A 17,692-nucleotide genomic window follows, 5' to 3' on the forward strand; every position below is an offset into this window, starting at 1 on the left:
GGCCCGCGGATCGATCTGGAAGGGCGCGGCGGGTTGAGGACTGCTCAGGATGAAATTATTCCCCGGTCGGCAGACCCAGTTCGCGGCGCGCCAGGCGCACGCCGGCCGTCATGTTGCGCAGCTTTTCGTAGGCGACCTTCCAGGAACGCGTCCGAAGCCCGCAATCGGGCGTCACGTGGATCCGGTTTGGATCGCCGAAGACCTTGACGGCATAGAGCACGCGATCGCGAACGAGTTCCGGTGACTCGATGAAGTCACTGTGGATGTCGAGCACGCCCAGGCCCAACGCGGGCTTGTATGGCAGGTCGCGGAACTTCTTGATCACCTGGTAGCCGGGACGCGCCGCGTCGGTCGTTCCCAGCTCGCGGCTGTCGTAGTTGGCGAAGCCGACCGCGTACTGGCGGCATTGCTCCATCCGCTCGATCGCCGGAAAGAAGAGGTTGTAGTCCGAGAAGCAGAGGTGCGTCGAGAACATCGCGTGGAGGCCCTCTACGCTGGCGTTGAAGCTGTCAACGAAGAGGTCCAGCTCGTCGGCCTCGGTGGATGCCCCCGGCTCGTCGACCTGGATCCAGCGCGCGCCGAGCGTGATCAACGCTTCGAGGTTGGGCCGGATCATGTTGCGGGCGACCTCCAGGACAAAGTCGCGGCGGGCCGCATGCCGCTGACGCGCCCGTTCGGCAGCCGGCTGAAGCAGGTTTTCCGGCGCGCGGTTGCGCTCGTCGAACGACCAGTCGGCGATCGTGTAGGCGCCGGTCACCGGGATTTTGAGCTCGGCCTCCGCCACTGACACCAGGTAGGAGAACTCCGCATTGTGGAATGGCGAGCGAAGTGAGATGGGGCCGACGACCGCCTCCTTCGTGTAGTACTTGTTGTCGAAGGCACGAACGCTGCCGCGGCGTTCGAATCCGTTCGTATGGCTGACGGCCCAGTCGTACATCTCGGTGCGTTGCTGCTCGCCGTCGTACACGACGTCGAGGCCCGCGCTCTCCTCCAGCCGTACGGCATAGAGGCTGGACCAGCGCTGGAGCTCGGCCTTTTGCTCTTTGCTGAAGGGCGCGTGTTGCAGCAGATCGATCAGTCGCTCGTACTCCGGAACCTGGAGCCGCTCGCCCCAGCTGCGGGCTTCCTCGACGTCTTTATCGTCCAGCGGTTTGCCGGCGTAGGCCTTCACGCGCCAGCCGGGCTTGTCCAGCGATCCCACCTCGTGGGTCAGCAGTGGCTTGTGCTCGACGACCTCGTTCATACCGACACCAGCTCCTTTACCTTGCGTGCCGCCTCCCCGAGGCGCTGCACCTTCTGCTCGGCGACGCCGGTCGGGAGATACCCCAGCTCGCAATTCGATGAGAGGTAGAGGTTGCGGGGGCGAACGGTGTCCGCGAGGTGGCGCGCCACGTCGACGAGGTCCTTGGGCGATTCGAGAATCGAACTTCTGCCATTGATGACCCCGGCGACCAGCCCCTTGTTCCACCCCGAGCCGAGGGCCTTGACGTCCGTCTGGACCAGGTCCACGCCAATCGCGTCAACCGGAAGTTTCAGCAGCTCATCGATATGTGGCGCAGCATCCCCAAAGTAGACGTGGAAGGCCAGCGTCGCCTTGAGGTCGCGGTGCAGGATTTGCAGCGCCTCGCCGAGCGGCGCCCAGTCCTCGCGCGTGATCCCCGAGTAGCCCAGCCATGGATCCTCGAGGTGGATCAGCTCGGCGCCGGCCGCCACCGCGGCATCGATCGCCGGCCGCAGAACCCGCTCAGCCAGCTCGACCATCAGGCGATTGCGGTCCTGGTCGGTGTGCGCGGCCCGCGAGAACATGTACGGCGACGGAAGCGTGGTCACGCGCGGACGCGGCACCGAGGCATCCGCAACGACGCCGTCCGGACGCCCCTTCGGCAGGCTGCCCAGGAGCTCAGGCTCCCTGAAGAACGTGTTGGTATCGAACCAGCGGACCAGCGTGTGGGGCTTCGCCCCGAGCCCGTCGGTCAGGGGCCGGAAGATGTCCTGCCATTTGAGGAGGCCGTCGGAAAAGAAGTCCATCCCGGCGTCTTTCTGCACGCGAACGAAGGCGGCCAGGTCGTCGGCAAAGGCGCGCTCGACGGCGTCGGCGCCGACCCGGCCGCGGTCGATCCCTCGGGTGGCCGCGACCACCTGCTCCGAGCGTGGATAGATCCCGTGCTGATAGGCAAAGACGTTGATGCGGAAAGTGTAGACGAGGCTCCCGTCCTGGATCAGGGTCGCTGCATCAACGCCAGCCCATCGCCGACCGCGACCGTTCGGTAGCCTTGAGACTCGAACGACGCGATCTGCTGCTGCAACGCGGCGGCGTTGTGGCCGAGCGCGGCGTCGTCGAGGGCCAGGTATTCGGCATTGTTGGGGCCCTCGTACTCGAGGTTATAGATCAGCCGGCGGTGCGACAGGTGGGGCGTCAGATTGTTCTCCGCGGCGACGCTGGCGTCCGGTGGGATGCGGTCCAGGTTGCCGGCAAACGCCGCGTAGCGTGGCTCCGACTGGAACATGCGCGGATCGAAGTGCCGCGAGAACGGCAGATCACCGAACAAAATCGAAAACACCAGCGAGCTGGCGAGCACGGCGGCCGCGGTGGGCGCCCTGAAGGACGGCCCAAGACGGGCGAATCCCAGGATCGAGGTCCCGATGACCAGCGGGATCAGCGGGGCCGCGTAATGACTGGTGAACGCGTACTGGGGCGCGTAATTGGAGAGCAGCAGGATGCCCAGCGTCGGCAGGACGAGGATCGCGGCAAATCCGGAGAGCGCCGTGAGTCCGAGCACCGGCCCGAAGATGCCCACCAGGAATTTCAGCTTCTGCGTCTGGAACAGCAGGTGCGCGAGCCGCCCCGGATTGGTGATGGCGTTCGTCACGATCTCCTGCGGCGTCGTGCCGAGCTCCGCGTAGCGGTAGTTCAGGCGGCGGGCGAAGTATTCGTAGGAGCCGCCGCCGAACGCCGGAATGATGACGCGAACGATGGCCAGGAAAGCTGCCAGGCTGCCGGCGAGCACGCCCAGGCCCAGCTTCCAGTCGCGCTTGGCGAGCAGGATATAGGCGCCGAAGCCAACGCCGACGAGTGGCAGCTCCTCCTTGATGAGAAAGGTCGACGCCAGGCTGACGAGAAACCAACCAGACCGGCCTTTCTCCAGGAAGTAGATCGCAAACCCGAGGGGCAGGACGGCGAGCGCGAGCTCGTGGAAATCGAACAGGTTGATGAAGGCAACCGGCAGGAAAAGGAAGTACACCAGCACCCAGACGATCCGCTGAAAGCCCGGCTCGAGCCTGAGCCGCGCCAGCAGGTAGAGCGGCCAGACGCCGAGCGCAAGGAACAGGGTCTGGATCACTAGCAGCGTTTCGGGACGCGGAATCAGCAGGTACGCCGGCATCAGCAGCAGGTAGACCGGCGAAAAGTGGTCCGCCAGGTACGAGTGCGGCTGCGCCTGGACCAGGCTCATCGTCGACTCCAACAATCGGCCCTGCGTCGTATTCCAGAAGACCTGGTCGAAGATCCCCAGGTCCGGGCCGAAGGAGTGGTAGGTCACGTGGCGCAGGACCGAGAGGATGCTGTAGAGCACGAAGTAGGCCAACGCGAGGCCGGCCACGACGTAGGGCTCGACGCGAATCAGCCGGCGATTGATTTCACCCATGGCGAGCGCGACCTATAATGCGCCTAGCGTGCCAGCCGCCGTAACCGGCTGGGGTCGCCGGTCGTTGAGAGGGGTCATGAAGGGATTCGGCGCAGCGCTTTTGCTTGGTTTCGCCTGCCTCGTGTTGGCCGGATGCGGCGGCGACAGCACGACCACCTTCGTGCTGGAGAGCGGATCGCCGACGGCCACCGCCAAAGCGGGTGCCACCACCTCGGCCCAGGCCAGCGCCAGCCCCGCGAGCTCCACGCTTCCTGTCACGGCCGCGACGCCGATCCCCGACAACCTGAAGATCATCATCGACAGCCCGGATGCAAGTACCGCGATCAGCTCGACGGTCCAGGTATCCGGGACCGCGAGTGTCGACAAGGGGACGGTCGTTGCCGTTGTGCTGGATGCCGCAGGCAACGAGCTGGGCCGCGCCACGACGACAGCCTCCGCCGTGAAACCGGACTATGGTCACTACGACGTGACGGTCACCTTTACCGGCGGCGTCTCGGGGCAGAAAGGCCAGATCAAGGTGTTCGGGGTCAGCCCGCGCGACGGGACGACGCCCACCTCCTACTACTTCATCCAGATCAGGTTCGGCTAGCCGATCGCAGTCCGGCCGCGATCGGCAGCGGACTGGCGGTGGGCACACCGGTCGCCTTTCGAAGACTGAAGATCATTTCCGAACCGCCCACGTACTCGAGCGCGTCGATTGTGAATCCGCGCGCCTTAAGGTACGCCGCCAGGTTCGACCGGCTGTAGTGGGTGATGTGCTCATCGGCGTACCCGCCGGGCGCCAGCCGGCCGTAGAGCCACTCCATCGCGCGCCAGCGCCAGCGGTCGTAGTCCGGGGTGCCCAGGATCAACCGGCCGCCCGGCTCGAGCACACGCTCGAGCTCGCTGAAAACGCGCTCGTCGGCCGCGACGTGCTCGATCACTTCGGAGCAGATCACGCAATCGAAGGCCGAGTCCCTGAAGGGCAGTTCGAAAATCGAGCCGTGAACCAGCGGATTGCCGTAGCGCCTCGCAAAGCGCAGCTTGGCAAGGACGATGTCGAGCCCGACCATCCGGCCGGATCCGATGATGCGGCTCGACCCACAGCCGACGTCGAGCACGCGGCGCGCGCCGGCCGCCATCGTAGTGATCACCTGGTAGCGTCGCCGCTGCCAGTAGCGCTGGAGCGGGACGACGCTCTCATACGCGCGGGCGTCGTAGTCGGCCGAGGCGATCGAGTTGCGCAGCTTCCACATGGCACCGAAGGTCTTGAGATGGGAGAGGGCGAAGCGCGCCAGCCAGGCCCGGTGCGTACTCCGCGCCCGGTAGTGGAGCGGCACTTCGCGAATCGCGTACCCGGCGGCGGCCATGCGGATCAGGATTTCCTGGAGGATGTCGAAACCGGTGGCCTGCAGTGGCAGGGATGCGAGCGCCACACGATGGTAGAGCCGGTAGCCGCTGGAGAGATCCGAATAGGGGAGGGAGAGTCCCCGGCGCAGCGCGAGACTCAGCGCCCGGCTGAGTGCCCGGCGCGCGCGCGGCATCTCGGCACGGCCACCCTCGACGTACCGGGACGCGATCACGACCTCGACGCCGTGGCGCGCCGCCCAGATTGCCGCGAGAAAGCTCGGATCGTGCGAGCCGTCGGCATCGAGCGTCAGGATGTACTCCCCGTGCGCCCGATCGAACCCCGCCCGCAACGCGGCGCCGTAGCCGCCGGCCGAGCCCTGGTCGATGACCACCAGTTCATGCGTGATCTCGAGCGAACGCAGCGCCTGTTGCAGCGCCGGAAGAAGCCCGTCCGGGTTGCCAGGCTGCTTGGCGGTCACGATGAGCACCGTTACGTTGACGGTTGAGTGGCGACCGGGGGCAGCAGAACCCGGGACGAACGAGGGAATGCCGTCCAGGATCGGGTACCCGGCGCCGCAGCCTCCGCAGGTGAGGTTCGCGTCGCCGTCCGCTCGGAGGTCGCCCCGGCAGGCCGGACAGGCCAGCCCGGGGACGGCGTGCATTGCGTCATGCTACCCGAGCACAGGCCACAGAAAGACCGTCACCTGCCGTTACATCGCTGATGGCTGGCGCCGTGCTTTCGATTTCGATCGTGATTCCCACGCTCAACGCGGGCCGAGCCTTCGGGACGGTCCTGCACCGGATCATGGGCCAGGGTCGGATGCCGCTCGAGATCGTCTGCGCGGACTCGGGCTCGACCGATGCCACCCGGCACATCGTGAGCCAGTTCCCTCTCGCCCGAATCGCCGAGGTCAACGGGTCAGCTGGCCCGCGCAAGTGGAACCTGGCGATGGAGGAGACCCGCGGCGACGTCGTGGTCTTTCTCGCCCAGGACGCGCTGCCGTCAGACGGCGATTGGTTGAACCATCTGACGGCGGCGTTCGACGACGCGTCCGTGGGCGGCGTGTACGGCCGCCAGGAAGTCGCCATCGACGGCGATCCGGTATCGGGGTTCAGGCTCGCCCAACGGTTCTGCCGCGAGCCACACGCCCGGCGGATCCGGGTGGGTGACGCGATTGCCTACAAATCGCTGCCCTTCTTCATCGACAATGCGGCGGTCCGCGGCTCGGTCTGGCGCGGCATCCACTTCAACGAGCACCTTCCGGTCGGGGCCGACCGGGTCTGGGCGCGGCAGGCCGTGCTGGCCAGCTACACGATCGCGTACGCGCCGGATGCGGTTGTCGCCAGGGACGTGCCGGCCAGCCTGCGGGCCGCTTACCGGCTGGCGATGTTGACGGGTTACACCGACAAGCACTATGGCGACCAGGGCGGTACGCTCTGGCCCGATTCGCGCCACTTCGTCAAACGGGCGTCCTGGTACCTGCTGAAGGGTTTCGCCTGGGGCCGCCTGCCCTACCTCGCGCTGGAGGACGTCGTGCAGCGCTATGGCTACAGGCTCGGGCGGCGCCTCGAGCGGATGAGCCCCCAGTTTCGTGGGCGCTTTGCGCCTGAGACCGCCCAACCCGATCGACCGCTCGACGTCGACGACTGGGCTGCCTGACCGAGGTCTAGTAGCACCCGCCGGCGAGCTGGGCCCCAATGCCCGACATCCAGTAGAGCCCTGACCCTTGGACATACAGGGCCACTCCCGTTGCCGAACCACCGTTGAATCCGGCGCTGTAGTTGCCGGCAAACCAGATCCCGTGGCTGTCGGCGATGGGCGTGTTGTATGAGCTGAACCCGTTCCCGCCTCCGTACTGGGGATTGGCGAAGCCGGCGATCACCGTCGCGCTCGTCGCTCCTGTCGCGATCCAGATCTCTGAGCCGGTGTTGTTCAGAAAGCTGACGTTGATGATGGGATTGCCTTTGGCGTCGAGACCGATGATCGAACTCTGAGTTTCGGGGCGCGTGAACCAGTCTGTGCTCGAACCCGTCGCGAGGTCGAGGCGCTGGATGACGTTGCTTGTGCCCTGCGGCACGGCCGACGTGGAGGTCCCATACGCGGCCGTCTTCGATGCCGCTCGCCAGTAGCCGGTCCTGGTGATTTGTCGCGGTGTGCCCGAGAAGGGAAGCACCCATAGGCCGCCTGCGTTCGGGTCGCCGGCGTAGACAGCGTCTGTTTGGACGGCAACGATGGCCCAGCTGTGACCCGCGCCCAGCTCGGACTGCGAGTTGCTGGCGACGTTCACGACGTATACACCATCCGCCGCCGCATAGGCATAGCGACTCCCGTCGGGCGAGATCTGATTGGCCGCCACCGGTACCCATCGGGAGTACTGGCGGTCGTAGCTCAGACCATAGCCTTGACCGTAGCCGGGCCCGGGTCCGCCGACTGGCGGCGCCGTCGGGCTGGTCGCGGGGACGGTCACGCTGCTGGCCGGGTCAGGAATAAACGAGCCCCCCGGAAACACGATGAAGCCTCCACTGCCGGGCGGGCCCGCATACACCGGCAGGCGGCAATCGAGGGGCAGGGTGGAAACGACCGACCCGTTGGATGCCGGTGCGTAGAAGGGCGGATAGTGTCCGCTTGGGCTGGCTGAACCGCCCTGGGGTGGGTACGCCCCGGAGGCTGGATTCCCGTACGGCGGGTAGGGCCCCGAGGCCGGATTCCCGTACGGGTTGGAGGCCGGGTTGCCAAACGGTGAAATAGGTTGCGGACTACCCGCGCCGCTCTGAGTCGGGCTCGGCCGGATGGCCACCGATGCCACCGTGATGCAGCCGCTGGCAATGTTCGTCAGACCGAGTGCTCGGGCCGGTCCGCATCGCAGCGGGGTGGTGAACGTGACGGCGGTGGCGAGGACCACAAGCGAGACGACGCTGACGGCGATGGCGAGGACAGGCCGATTGCGAAAAACCGACTGGATGCCTAGGAGCCACCCCCGGCCCGCGCTCTGCCTCATGCCACTCAATCGCTCGAGCTGTCCGTTTTGTTACGGCCCCGCCCCGAATTGGGCGAGCAGTGCTCGGTTCGCGGGGTCGAAGCGATCCAATTCGACGGCCTTCGCTGCCGCGGCTCGCGCCTGCGTGAAGCGCCCGAGGTTGAGATCGGCCAGGGCGAGGTTTCGGTACACGAGCGGATTGTAGGTTCCGAGCTGCGCGGCGTCGCCATAGGCCTGCGCGGCGCTCGCCCAGTCCGTGCGCTCGAAGGCGATGTTGCCGACCTCGACCGCATAGACACCCTCCCGCGGCGCCAGGTCCCTCGCCTGCGCGGCGGCCCCTCGGGCGAGGTCGCTGCGGCCCTCGATATCTGCCGTAACCGCCACGCGAAGATGCGAATCGGCGAGGTAGGGAAACACGGTCGCGACGAGCGCCAGTGCCGCCAGCGCCGCGATGGCGATCGCGCCGGCCATCGATCTTTCCCGTCCCAGGGTGATGGAGTGCGCCGTTCGCGTTGCGCCCCACGATTCCATGGCCGCGGCGGCAAAGATCCAGAAGGGCAACGAGGCGGCGAGCGCCGAGAAATTGAGCTGGAGCGTGACCTGATAGGCGACCCATGCGGCGAAGATCGCGACGGCTCCTTCTCGCCGGCGTCCTTTCCAGAACGCGTGGACAAAGGCGGCAAGCACGAGCGCGTAGGCGGCCAGACCGACCAGTCCCTGGGTCGCCGCGACCTGCAGTGACTCGGCATGCGCTTTGTCCACCTGCGACCGCCCCAGGTTGGTTGCCTGGAAGCGTGGATAGACCAGTCCGACGTTGTCCGGCCCATAGCCGAATAGGGGGCGGCTCTCGATCAGTCGAATGCTGTCGCGCCAGATGGCTGGCCTCGGGCCCCACGCACTCACGTCGAAGACCGTCATGGCCCTCGCCTGGATCTGCGGCTCGAGCGGCAGGCGACCGGCGAGGCTGAGGCCGGCCGTGACGAGGACGACGAGCACGATCAGCGCGGCGACCGCGCGGGGTCGGAGTATCAGGCGCGGGCTGGCGACGATGAGGACGAGCACGGCGACGGCCGTTCCCAGCCACGCGCTCCTGCTCAATGTCAGGATCAATCCCGCGCCCAGCACTGCGAGCAGGTTGAGGGCGACGACCCGCTTGCTCCATGTATCCGACTGGAGCAGCTCGCGGAACGCCAGCGGGCAGAGCAGTGCGAGAAATGCGCCGAGGACGTTCTGTTGGCCCAGCGTTCCGAAGGCCGGCACGATGCCTCCCTGCCCGATCGAGTCCGTAACGGATTGCAAGATCGCGATGGCGGCAACCAGGTATCCGCTTGCGAGGAGCACGCGGAACAGGGCGCGCGCATCTCCCGGACCGGCCAGGGTTTGTACGGTCAGCCAGAACAGCCCGGCATACGTCAGGATCGTGAGCAGGCCATCGTAGCGTGCATAGGTGCCGAACACCGCGACGTTCTGGTTGTAGGCGAAGCCGGTTGATAGCACCGCCGAGAGAACAAACGCAAGTAGCGGCAGGTCGAGCGGTGTCCGCCTGATCGTCAGCGATCCAGTGGCGATGACGCGGGCCAGAAAGAAAATTACGAGACCGATGACGAGCACGCGGGCGACCAGCAGCTTGGGCAGGACGTAGCGGTCGTAGGTATCCCACCAGTAGGCGAGGGGGAGCAGGAACACGCCGGCGCGAAGGAACCAGCGTTCGACGGCGGCAAGCCGCGGCGGCGCCACCAGCAGAGTATGGCCGGTATAATCGGCGGCAATTCCTCCCATGCGCGCCAACGCTTCCGCGGGGTCCAAACGGCCCGTTTCGTCGGAGCCGCGCGTAACCGTAGTCGTCCTGGCCGCCGGCAAGGGCGTGCGGATGAACTCCAGGCTTCCGAAAGTGCTGCATTCCGTTGCAGGCCGGCCGATGCTGCTCTGGTCGATGGCGGCGGCCCGTGCGCTCGATCCGGAGCGGACGCTGGTCGTGACGAACCCCACGCATGACGGCATCCAGGCAGCGCTCAACGGCGACGTCCAGACGGTCAGCCAGGCCAAGCAGCTCGGCACCGGGCATGCGCTCGCGCAAGTTACGGCGGCGCACCGGACGTCAGGTCCTGTCGTCGTGCTTTATGCCGACGCGCCGCTGCTTCGCGGCGAGACGCTTCGCGCCTTGCTCGCCGAGCACGAAAAATCCCACGCAACCGTCACCCTGCTGACAGCCAATCTGGAACATCCCACGGGCTATGGCCGGATCGTCCGGGCGCGCAACGGTGTCTTCCGGGACATCGTCGAAGAAAAAGACGCCACGGACCAGCAAAAAGAGATTCGCGAAGTCAACTCCGGCGTGTATGTCTTCAATGGCCGCGAGCTCTGGCCGGCGCTGCTCAAGCTCGAAAACAACAATCGAGCCGGCGAGTATTACCTCACGGACATCGTGCGCTTGATCAAAGGCAAGGTGCATACGCTGCCCGTTGACGACGGCGACGAGATCCTGGGCATCAACGATCGCCGCCAGCTGGCCCAGGCCGAGCGCGTGATGCGCCAGAGAATCCTGGACGGCTTGATGACGAGTGGCGTCACGATCACGGACCCGGCGACGACGTTTATCGACGCCGATGTCCAGGTCGGCCGCGACACGGTCGTGCTGCCCTTCAGCTTTATCTCGGGCGAATCGAGCATCGGCGCGGACTGCATCATCGGGCCGTTCGCGCAGATCCGCGACTCGATCATCGGGGACTCCTGCCGGATCGAGCGAGCCCACCTGGAGAAAGCGACCCTGGCGCAAAACGTCCATGTTGGGCCCTTCAGCCGGCTGCGCACTGGCAGCGTACTGGACGAGGGCGTCCGCGTCGGGACTCACGCGGAGATCAAGAACTCGCACATCGGCGCGGGGACGGCCATTGCGCATTTCAGTGCCGTGCTGGACAGCGACGTCGGCGCCGGCGCGAACATCGGCGCCGGGACCATCACGGCGAATTTTGACGGCGTCGACAAGCACCGGACCGAGATCGGCGACCGCGCGCAGGTCGGGAGCGATACGATTCTGGTAGCGCCGGTGCGTGTCGGCGACGACGCCTACACGGCGGCAGGATCGGTGATCACGGCAGACGTGCCGGCGGGGAGTCTGGCGATCGAGCGTTCCGAACAGAAGGTCGTTCCGGGCTGGACAGAACGGCGTCGGGGACGGCGCAAACGGGAGGTTCCGACATAGCGCAGCCCAGGGTCGGCGAGCGAGTCGATTTGCGACCGCAGGCGCCCGAGGGTGCGCCCCGGCAGCCGGGCGCGCTCAAGCTGCTCTCCGGCGACGCCAATCCTGAGCTCGCTCGGAAGATCGCCGAGGCGCTGCACGAGCCCCTCGATGACATGCGCATCACGCGCTTCGCCGATGGCGAGATCGACGTCAAGATCGCCCACAGCGTCCGCGGCGCTGACGTCTTCCTGATTCAGCCGACCTGCCAGCCGGTGTCGGAGAACTACATGCAGCTTTTCATCATTCTCGACGCCCTGCGTCGGGCCTCGGCCGGTCGGATCACGGCCGTCATTCCCTACTACGGCTATGCCCGAAAAGAAAAAAAGACCCAGGCGCGGGATCCAATCTCGGCCAAGCTGATGGCCGACATCATCACGCTCGCCGGGGCGAACCGCGTCATTGCGCTGGACCTCCATGCCGACGCCATCCAGGGCTTTTTCGATATCCCGGTTGATCACCTGACGGCCGAAAAGCTCCTGGTCGAATACATTCGCAAGCTGCATTTGCCAAACGCCGTGATCGTGTCTCCTGACGTTGGCGGCGCCAAGCGCGTCGGGGACGTCGCGCGGCTGCTGGATCTGCCGATCGCCTTTGTCTATAAGCGGCGTCCAAAAGACGACGTCGTCAGTGAGCAGCGCGTCGTCGGCGACGTCGACGGCATGGACGCCGTCGTCGTCGATGACTTGATCTCGACCGGCGGCACGCTGGTCGGCGTCTCGCATGCGCTGCGCGCCGAGGGCGCGACCAGCGTTCGGGTCCTTGCCACCCACGGCGTGCTCGCCGGTGACGCCGTCGCCAAGCTCGTCGACTCGCCCATCGAAGAAATCGTGATCACCGACTCGGTTCCACTGCCGCCAGAGAAGCAGCACGCCAAGATCAAGGTACTTTCCGTCGCGCCATTGCTCGCCGAGGCGATCCTCCGGGTCCACGAGGATCGTTCCGTCAGCGAGCTCTTCAAGTAGACCTCATTGGACACCACGGCCTGGCTCGAGCTCATCATCATCGTCATCGCGCTCGTCCTGGCGGGGCTGGCCGCCTCGGCCGAGACGTCGCTCACGTCCATCTCACGGGTGCGGCTGCGGCAGCTCGTTGAACAGAAGGTCCCGCAGGCGATCGTGATCGAACGCTTGCATCGGAATCCGAACGCTTACCTATCGACCATCTTGATCGTCAACACGGTGGCGATCATCGTGGCCTCGTCGACAGCGACGCTTCTGGCCTTGCATCTCTATCACGAACGTGTCGCCGAGTGGGCGGTCAGCATCGTGCTGTCGCTGGTGGTGCTCGTCGCCTGCGAGATCACGCCCAAAACCCTGGCACTGCAGCGCGCCGAAAAGGTGGCACTGCGCATGGCCCGGCTGGTCGCCTGGGCGACCTGGGTGATGCGGCCCATCGTGTTCGTCCTCACGGCGGTTACCCGATTGATCCTGCGGATCATGGGCGCCAGAGCCCAGGTGCGAGGCCCGTTCGTCACCGAAGAAGAATTGAAAATGCTGGTCTCCGTGGGCGAAGAAGAGGGCGTCCTCGAAGAAGAAGAGCGCGAGATGATCCACGGCATCTTCGAGATGGGCGACATGCGCGTCCGCGAAGTCATGGTGCCGCGCACCGACCTCGTCGCCATCGAAGCCAACGAGCCGGTGGAGAAGGCCGTCGAGCTGGTCACCAAGCACGGCCATACCAGGATCCCCGTTTACGAGGGCAACCTGGACCACATCGTCGGCGTCCTCTACGCCAAGGACTTGCTTCGGGCGGTGGTGCGCGGCGAGAAGAAATCCCTGCGTGAGATCGCCCGCAAGCCCTACTTCACCCCGGAATCGAACAAAGTCCAGGACGTGCTGCGCGACCTGCGCAAGAATCGCGTCCATATGGCGATCGTCGTCGATGAGTACGGTGGCACCGCGGGGGCGGTCACGATCGAAGATATTCTGGAAGAGATCGTCGGGCCGATCCAGGACGAGTACGACATCGGCGAAGAGGACGAGATTCAATTTATCTCGCCCAACGAGGTCGTGCTGGACGGGCGCGTCAGCGTCGATGACGTCAACGAGCTCTTGAAACTCAACATCGCCGCTGACGACTACGACACGATCGGCGGGTACGTCTTGAACCAATTGGGGGCCGCCCCCAAAGTCGGCGCCACGCTCAAGCTTGGCAATGCCGACCTTCGTGTCGAGGCCGTCCAGGGCACGCGGATCAAGAAAGTGCGGATCAAGAGCCAGACGCCGTTCCAGATCCCTGAGCCGTCACAGGACGAGCCGACACTGTCGAGCACGCCGGAAACCGCCCGCGGACGCGAGTCGACACGGGAGCCCTAGCCGTTTCGGCGCGGGGGAGCGAAACGCGGACCGCGCCCGCGTACACGCTGACGACGTGGTTTGCCGCCGCGACCTGCGCGCTCGCACCGGCCTACACCGTCCGCTGGCACTACGGCTTCTATCCGACCACCCTGCTGGAGCATGCCGTGATCTTGACCGTCGTGGTCTTCGCGATCGAGACCATCCGGCAGCGCTCGCGGCTCGAATGGCGCACCCCGTTCACCTGGCCGGCCGCGCTATTGCTCCTGGCCGGGGCGATCTCGGTCGTGGTCGCCCCCAGTCGCCGGGACGCGCTCGGCCTTTACCGGGCCTATTTCGTCGAGCCGATCGCGTTTTTCTTCGTCCTCGGAATGGTGGTGCGCGAGGCCAGGCGAGCGTTCCTGATGCTGGCCGGCCTCGGCGTCGCCACGCTGGTCGTGGGCCTCGCGAATGCCCTCGTCGTCATCCAGGCCATCCTGGCGCACCGGTTGGACCTGGCCGGGACGCCGCCGGTTGTGATCTATCAGACCCAAAACGCGGTTGCGCTCTTCCTGCTGCCGGTCATCGCCGTCGCCGCCAGCATCCTGGCCTACGGTCGGGAGCGGAGCGCGCGTTTAGCCAGTGCCGCGTACCTGGTGCTGGCCGTGCCATCTTTCTTGTTGACGTTATCGCGCGGCGGATACCTGGCGCTGCTCGGCGTCGGGGTGGGACTTGCGCTTGCGAGCCGCCGGCGGCGGCTCCTGCTGGCGACCGCCGTGGGGGTCACCATCATCTTTGCGCTGATCCCACCGATAACGAGCCGCCTCGCGCACGAGATCAATCCGGCAGACGGAAACAACACGTTGGTCGGCCGTTCCTATCTCTGGCGTGCCACCCTGCAGATGCTGCAGCACTATCCCGTCACCGGCGTTGGACTGGCGGGTTTCGAGACGCGCCTGGGGCCCTACTGGAACGCGACGCATATCGACCGTTTTATCTATCCGCACAACATCGTGCTGAACTTCTGGAGCGCGACCGGCCTCCTCGGCCTGGCGGCGTTCGGCTGGCTTCTCTATGCGGCATTCCGTGCCAGCTGGCGCGGCTGGAGGACCGGCGCCTGGCCGTGGCGCGCGATGCATTTCGGCGTCCTGCTGGCCCTCGTCGGCATCGTGATTCACGGCCTGGTCGACGTGCCCTATTTCAAGAACGATCTGAGCCTGGAATTCTGGGTGCTGCTGGGGGTTACCTGGGCGGGGCTCCGCTGGGGGTCTCCGACCGGGCGGGAATCAGCTCCCGATACAGGTTGACGTGCGCCTCGACCTGTTGGGACAGTCGCGAGCCGGCGGGGCGCTGACCGGCGTCGGCCCAGCCGGTGCGAGCGGCCGATAGGATCGCCCGTGCCAGGTCCGCCGGCGTATAGGCGCCGGCCCTGACGAAGGTAATATTCGGCGTCGCGCGAAGCGAATCCGACGTCGCGGGCCCGTCCGTCGTCACCACCGGCAGCCGGTGCTCGAGCACTGCTTCCAGCGTCGTGTTTCGTTGCGACGCGCCTTCGCGGTAGAGAAGGGCGGCAACCTCGCACGCTTGAAGCGCTTCGGAGACTTCCGCGGAGCTGGCGTAGCCGAGCCACGTCACGGAACCTGATAAGCCGAGGTCGCCGATCTTTCTTTTCAGCACCTCGGTATATTCGCGAGCTCGCTGGGCGTCGTAGTCGGCCTCGCCGCCGACGATGAGCAGGTGGCTGGCCGTCGAGCGCCGCAACGCCACCAGGCTATCGATGATGTCTTCGAGCCGGCGGCGCGGGTGAATCAGGCCGAAGGTCCCCAGCAGGAGCTCGCCCGGAGCAAGCCCGAGCCGAGCCCGAAACGCCGCCCGATCCGCGTCGCCGTTGATGGGAATCGTCGAGATCATCTGCGTGACATCGACGCGCGTTCCAAAAATACGAAGCCGGCCGCGCAGCGCCTCGGCTTCGATCGGATCAGGGACGACGATGCGGCTCGACGTTAGCGCCATGAAATCCGTCGCCAGCCGTCCGTGCCAGCGGCGTTCGCTGCGCTCGTGAATCGTGAGCACGACCGGCACCCGCGCCAGCCAGCGCACCGCCAACGGCAGAAACAGGACGCCCAGACTTCGCTCATATCCGACGGCCGGATACTGGATGTGGACGACGTCCGGCGCGAGCCGGTGGATCAGCCGGGCCCACCTGATAACGGACGGCAATGACCAGCCTGGGACGAGCCGCACGACTTGAGCCGGGGCAACCGCCTCGGGTCGAACGAGCGCATTTTTCGTCGTGAGGACCTGCACGGTGATCCCGGGGGAGAGTGCCAGCTGCGATGCCAGGCGGGCCGTGTACTCGCCGATGCCGCAGCGGACCGCGGGGAGCGATCCGCTCACCAACACGAGTTTCACGCGCCCCCATCCTGCCCTCCCCCAGAGGGGGAGGGGAAATTTCCGGATGGGAAATTGCGCAGGACGGCCAGCTCCGTCTGCGCTCGCTCGTGAAGGACGCGGCTGCGGAGGCCGCCGACCGCAAAAATCACCAGGCGCGCCAGATGCGACACGAATGTCGCCACCATGATCAGGCTGGCCGTCAAACGCCCGTAGTGCTTCTCGAAATAGCGCCGGCGGCCGGCGATCGCCTTCAGGATGGTGGGTGCCGGCGCCAGCCGCTGGCTGGCTCCCCACTGGTGGACGACGCGAGCCGCCGGGACGTAGGTCACCCGCCAACCGGCCCGGCGGGCCCGCAGGCAAAAGTCGACGTCTTCGTAGCCCCAGGCGAAGCCTTCGTCGAGGCCGCCGATCTGGTCGATGACGCCGCGGCGAATCAGCATCGCGGCCCCGGAGACCTCATCGACATCGGCCGGTTTGGAGTAATCGCGCTGCGTCCCGTAGCGAGGCCGGCCGGTCAGCCGATTGAGTCCGAGCAGTGACGCCACGGCCGACGCCGGCGTTGGAAAACGGCCGCCCGAGGGCTGGAGGGTCCCATCGGGATTCAGCAATTTGGGTCCAATCACGCCCGCCTCCGGATGCTCATCGGCATACGCCACCAGCGTCCGCAAGGCGTCCGTCTCGACGGCGGCGTCGGAGTTCAGCAGGAGTAGGTAGCGGCCACGCGCTCGTCCGACCGCCTGGTTGTTGGCCGCGGCAAAGCCGCGATTGCTGGCATTGGCGATGAGCTCGACGGCCCGGAAGCGCTGCCGTACGAGATCAACGCTCCCATCCGTCGAACCGTTGTCGACCACGAACACCTCGACCGCCAGGTCGTGCCGAGCCGCGTCGACGGATTGCAGGCAGGCCTCGAGCAGCCGGCAGGTGTTCCAGTTGACAACGATCACGCTCAGGTCCGTCGCGCCGCCGCCGCTCACAGGCGCGCAATCTCGCGATACGCGGCCAGCCGCGCCCGGCGCCGGTCGCGTCGAAATACCAGGGCAAGGCTTCGGGCCAGCATGGCCGCGCGGGTGATGCCGCGAGCGGCGATCGTCCAGGACCGCGGGTAGTAGGTGGCGTAGAACCGGTACATGCTGCGGTAGCTTTCGATCATCAGGGGCAGCTCGTTCTGTCGCGAGCTGCCGCCCAGGCGATGGGTCGCAACCGCGGCCGGCTCAAACCAGATCTGCCAGCCGGCGCGCCGGGCGCGCACGCACCAATCGAGTTCTTCCGCGTACATGAAGTAACGGTCGTCGAAGGGCCCCACCTCCGAGACGGCGGCGAGGCGCACCAGCATGCAGGCGCCGACCACCCAATCGACCTCGCGGGGGGCGTCTTGCTTCGAGAGCAGGAGGTACCAGCGTCCGATCCCCGGCACGTATTTGAGCACTCGATAGAGGCGAAAGGCCTCGATGAGGTGTGTGAGGGGGGAGGGCTCGTTGCGGGAGGCCGGCTGCAGGCTGCCGTCAGGATTTCGAAGCCCCGCGCCCACGGCGGCTGCTTTTGGAGTGGTGACCGCCCGCTCCAGCAGCGCGTCCACGCAGCCGGCATGCACGAAGGCGTCCGGGTTGAGTAGCAGCGCAAAAGGGGTCTCGACCAGCGCCAGGGCGGCGTTGACGCCTGCCGCGAATCCCAGGTTTTTCGTGTTCTTGATGATCCGCGTAGGCACGCCGCCGGCGTCGAACCGTTCCAGGCTGCCGTCGCTCGAGGCGTTGTCGATGACCAGCAGCTGCCACGGGGAGCGGGTATTCTCGGACAGGGCGCGCACGCACCTGGAGAGGTCGTCTCCAGAATTCC

General features: G+C 66.3%; 15 protein-coding genes. 6 read left to right on the forward strand and 9 right to left on the reverse strand.

Annotated features, from left to right (window positions below):
- Positions 1–55: 55 nt before the first annotated feature.
- The 3 genes from VHK65_03555 to VHK65_03565 are packed head-to-tail and all read right to left on the reverse strand — an operon-like array spanning position 56 to position 3,644.
- Positions 56–1,243, reverse strand: a complete 1,188-nt coding sequence (locus VHK65_03555; GenBank protein HVS05224.1) for a hypothetical protein — start codon at positions 1,241–1,243, stop codon at positions 56–58.
- Positions 1,240–2,223, reverse strand: coding sequence for a hypothetical protein (locus tag VHK65_03560; GenBank protein HVS05225.1), 984 nt, complete (start codon positions 2,221–2,223; stop codon positions 1,240–1,242). Before VHK65_03560 ends, VHK65_03555 begins: the two co-directional genes overlap by 4 nt.
- Complete coding sequence (locus VHK65_03565) at positions 2,220–3,644, reverse strand: DUF2079 domain-containing protein (protein HVS05226.1); 1,425 nt, start codon at positions 3,642–3,644, stop codon at positions 2,220–2,222. Before VHK65_03565 ends, VHK65_03560 begins: the two co-directional genes overlap by 4 nt.
- A gap of 28 nt (positions 3,645–3,672) precedes the next feature.
- Between VHK65_03565 and VHK65_03570 the strand changes: the two genes are divergently transcribed.
- Positions 3,673–4,233: a Gmad2 immunoglobulin-like domain-containing protein gene (locus VHK65_03570; protein ID HVS05227.1), complete on the forward strand. Its 561-nt coding sequence runs from the start codon at positions 3,673–3,675 to the stop codon at positions 4,231–4,233.
- Here VHK65_03570 and VHK65_03575 read toward each other — a convergent pair.
- On the reverse strand, positions 4,220–5,635 hold the full coding sequence (locus VHK65_03575) for a methyltransferase domain-containing protein (GenBank protein ID HVS05228.1): 1,416 nt from the start codon (positions 5,633–5,635) through the stop codon (positions 4,220–4,222). The genes VHK65_03570 and VHK65_03575 overlap by 14 nt on opposite strands.
- Before the next feature lie 59 nt (positions 5,636–5,694).
- Between VHK65_03575 and VHK65_03580 the strand changes: the two genes are divergently transcribed.
- Positions 5,695–6,633 carry a glycosyltransferase family 2 protein gene (locus tag VHK65_03580; GenBank protein HVS05229.1) on the forward strand — a complete coding sequence of 313 codons (939 nt, stop codon included), beginning with the start codon at positions 5,695–5,697 and terminating at the stop codon, positions 6,631–6,633.
- A gap of 7 nt (positions 6,634–6,640) precedes the next feature.
- Here VHK65_03580 and VHK65_03585 read toward each other — a convergent pair whose 3' ends face one another.
- Complete coding sequence (locus tag VHK65_03585; protein ID HVS05230.1) at positions 6,641–7,972, reverse strand: hypothetical protein; 1,332 nt, start codon at positions 7,970–7,972, stop codon at positions 6,641–6,643.
- Between the two features lie 30 nt (positions 7,973–8,002).
- Positions 8,003–9,688, reverse strand: coding sequence for an O-antigen ligase family protein (locus tag VHK65_03590; GenBank protein HVS05231.1), 1,686 nt, complete (start codon positions 9,686–9,688; stop codon positions 8,003–8,005).
- A 40-nt stretch (positions 9,689–9,728) separates the two neighbouring features.
- On the opposite strand from VHK65_03590, the gene glmU reads away from it, so the two are divergent.
- The 4 genes from glmU (at position 9,729) to VHK65_03610 (ending at position 14,772) form a co-directional block, all read left to right on the forward strand.
- Positions 9,729–11,153 (forward strand): bifunctional UDP-N-acetylglucosamine diphosphorylase/glucosamine-1-phosphate N-acetyltransferase GlmU, encoded by a 1,425-nt coding sequence (gene glmU / locus VHK65_03595; GenBank protein HVS05232.1) that lies wholly within the window; start codon positions 9,729–9,731, stop codon positions 11,151–11,153.
- A 29-nt stretch (positions 11,154–11,182) separates the two neighbouring features.
- Positions 11,183–12,154, forward strand: coding sequence for a ribose-phosphate pyrophosphokinase (locus tag VHK65_03600; protein ID HVS05233.1), 972 nt, complete (start codon positions 11,183–11,185; stop codon positions 12,152–12,154).
- A 6-nt stretch (positions 12,155–12,160) separates the two neighbouring features.
- Entirely contained in the window at positions 12,161–13,507 is a 1,347-nt protein-coding gene (locus tag VHK65_03605) for a hemolysin family protein (GenBank protein HVS05234.1), read from the forward strand.
- 146 nt (positions 13,508–13,653) lie between these two features.
- Entirely contained in the window at positions 13,654–14,772 is a 1,119-nt protein-coding gene (locus VHK65_03610; GenBank protein ID HVS05235.1) for an O-antigen ligase family protein, read from the forward strand.
- Here the strand turns inward: VHK65_03610 and VHK65_03615 are convergent.
- Genes VHK65_03615 through VHK65_03625 form a run of 3 tightly spaced genes read right to left on the reverse strand, consistent with a single transcriptional unit; the run spans position 14,708 to position 17,663 of the window.
- Positions 14,708–15,877: a glycosyltransferase gene (locus tag VHK65_03615; protein HVS05236.1), complete on the reverse strand. Its 1,170-nt coding sequence runs from the start codon at positions 15,875–15,877 to the stop codon at positions 14,708–14,710. The genes VHK65_03610 and VHK65_03615 overlap by 65 nt on opposite strands.
- Positions 15,874–16,833 carry a glycosyltransferase family 2 protein gene (locus tag VHK65_03620; GenBank protein HVS05237.1) on the reverse strand — a complete coding sequence of 320 codons (960 nt, stop codon included), beginning with the start codon at positions 16,831–16,833 and terminating at the stop codon, positions 15,874–15,876. The genes VHK65_03615 and VHK65_03620 overlap by 4 nt, the downstream gene beginning before the upstream one ends.
- The gene (locus tag VHK65_03625) at positions 16,830–17,663 is read right to left on the reverse strand and encodes a glycosyltransferase family 2 protein (protein ID HVS05238.1); all 834 of its coding nucleotides are present in this window, start codon (positions 17,661–17,663) and stop codon (positions 16,830–16,832) included. The genes VHK65_03620 and VHK65_03625 overlap by 4 nt, the downstream gene beginning before the upstream one ends.
- Positions 17,664–17,692 lie beyond the last annotated feature (29 nt).

Source organism: Candidatus Dormiibacterota bacterium, assembly GCA_035544955.1.
GTDB lineage: Bacteria > Chloroflexota > Dormibacteria > CF-121 > CF-121 > CF-13.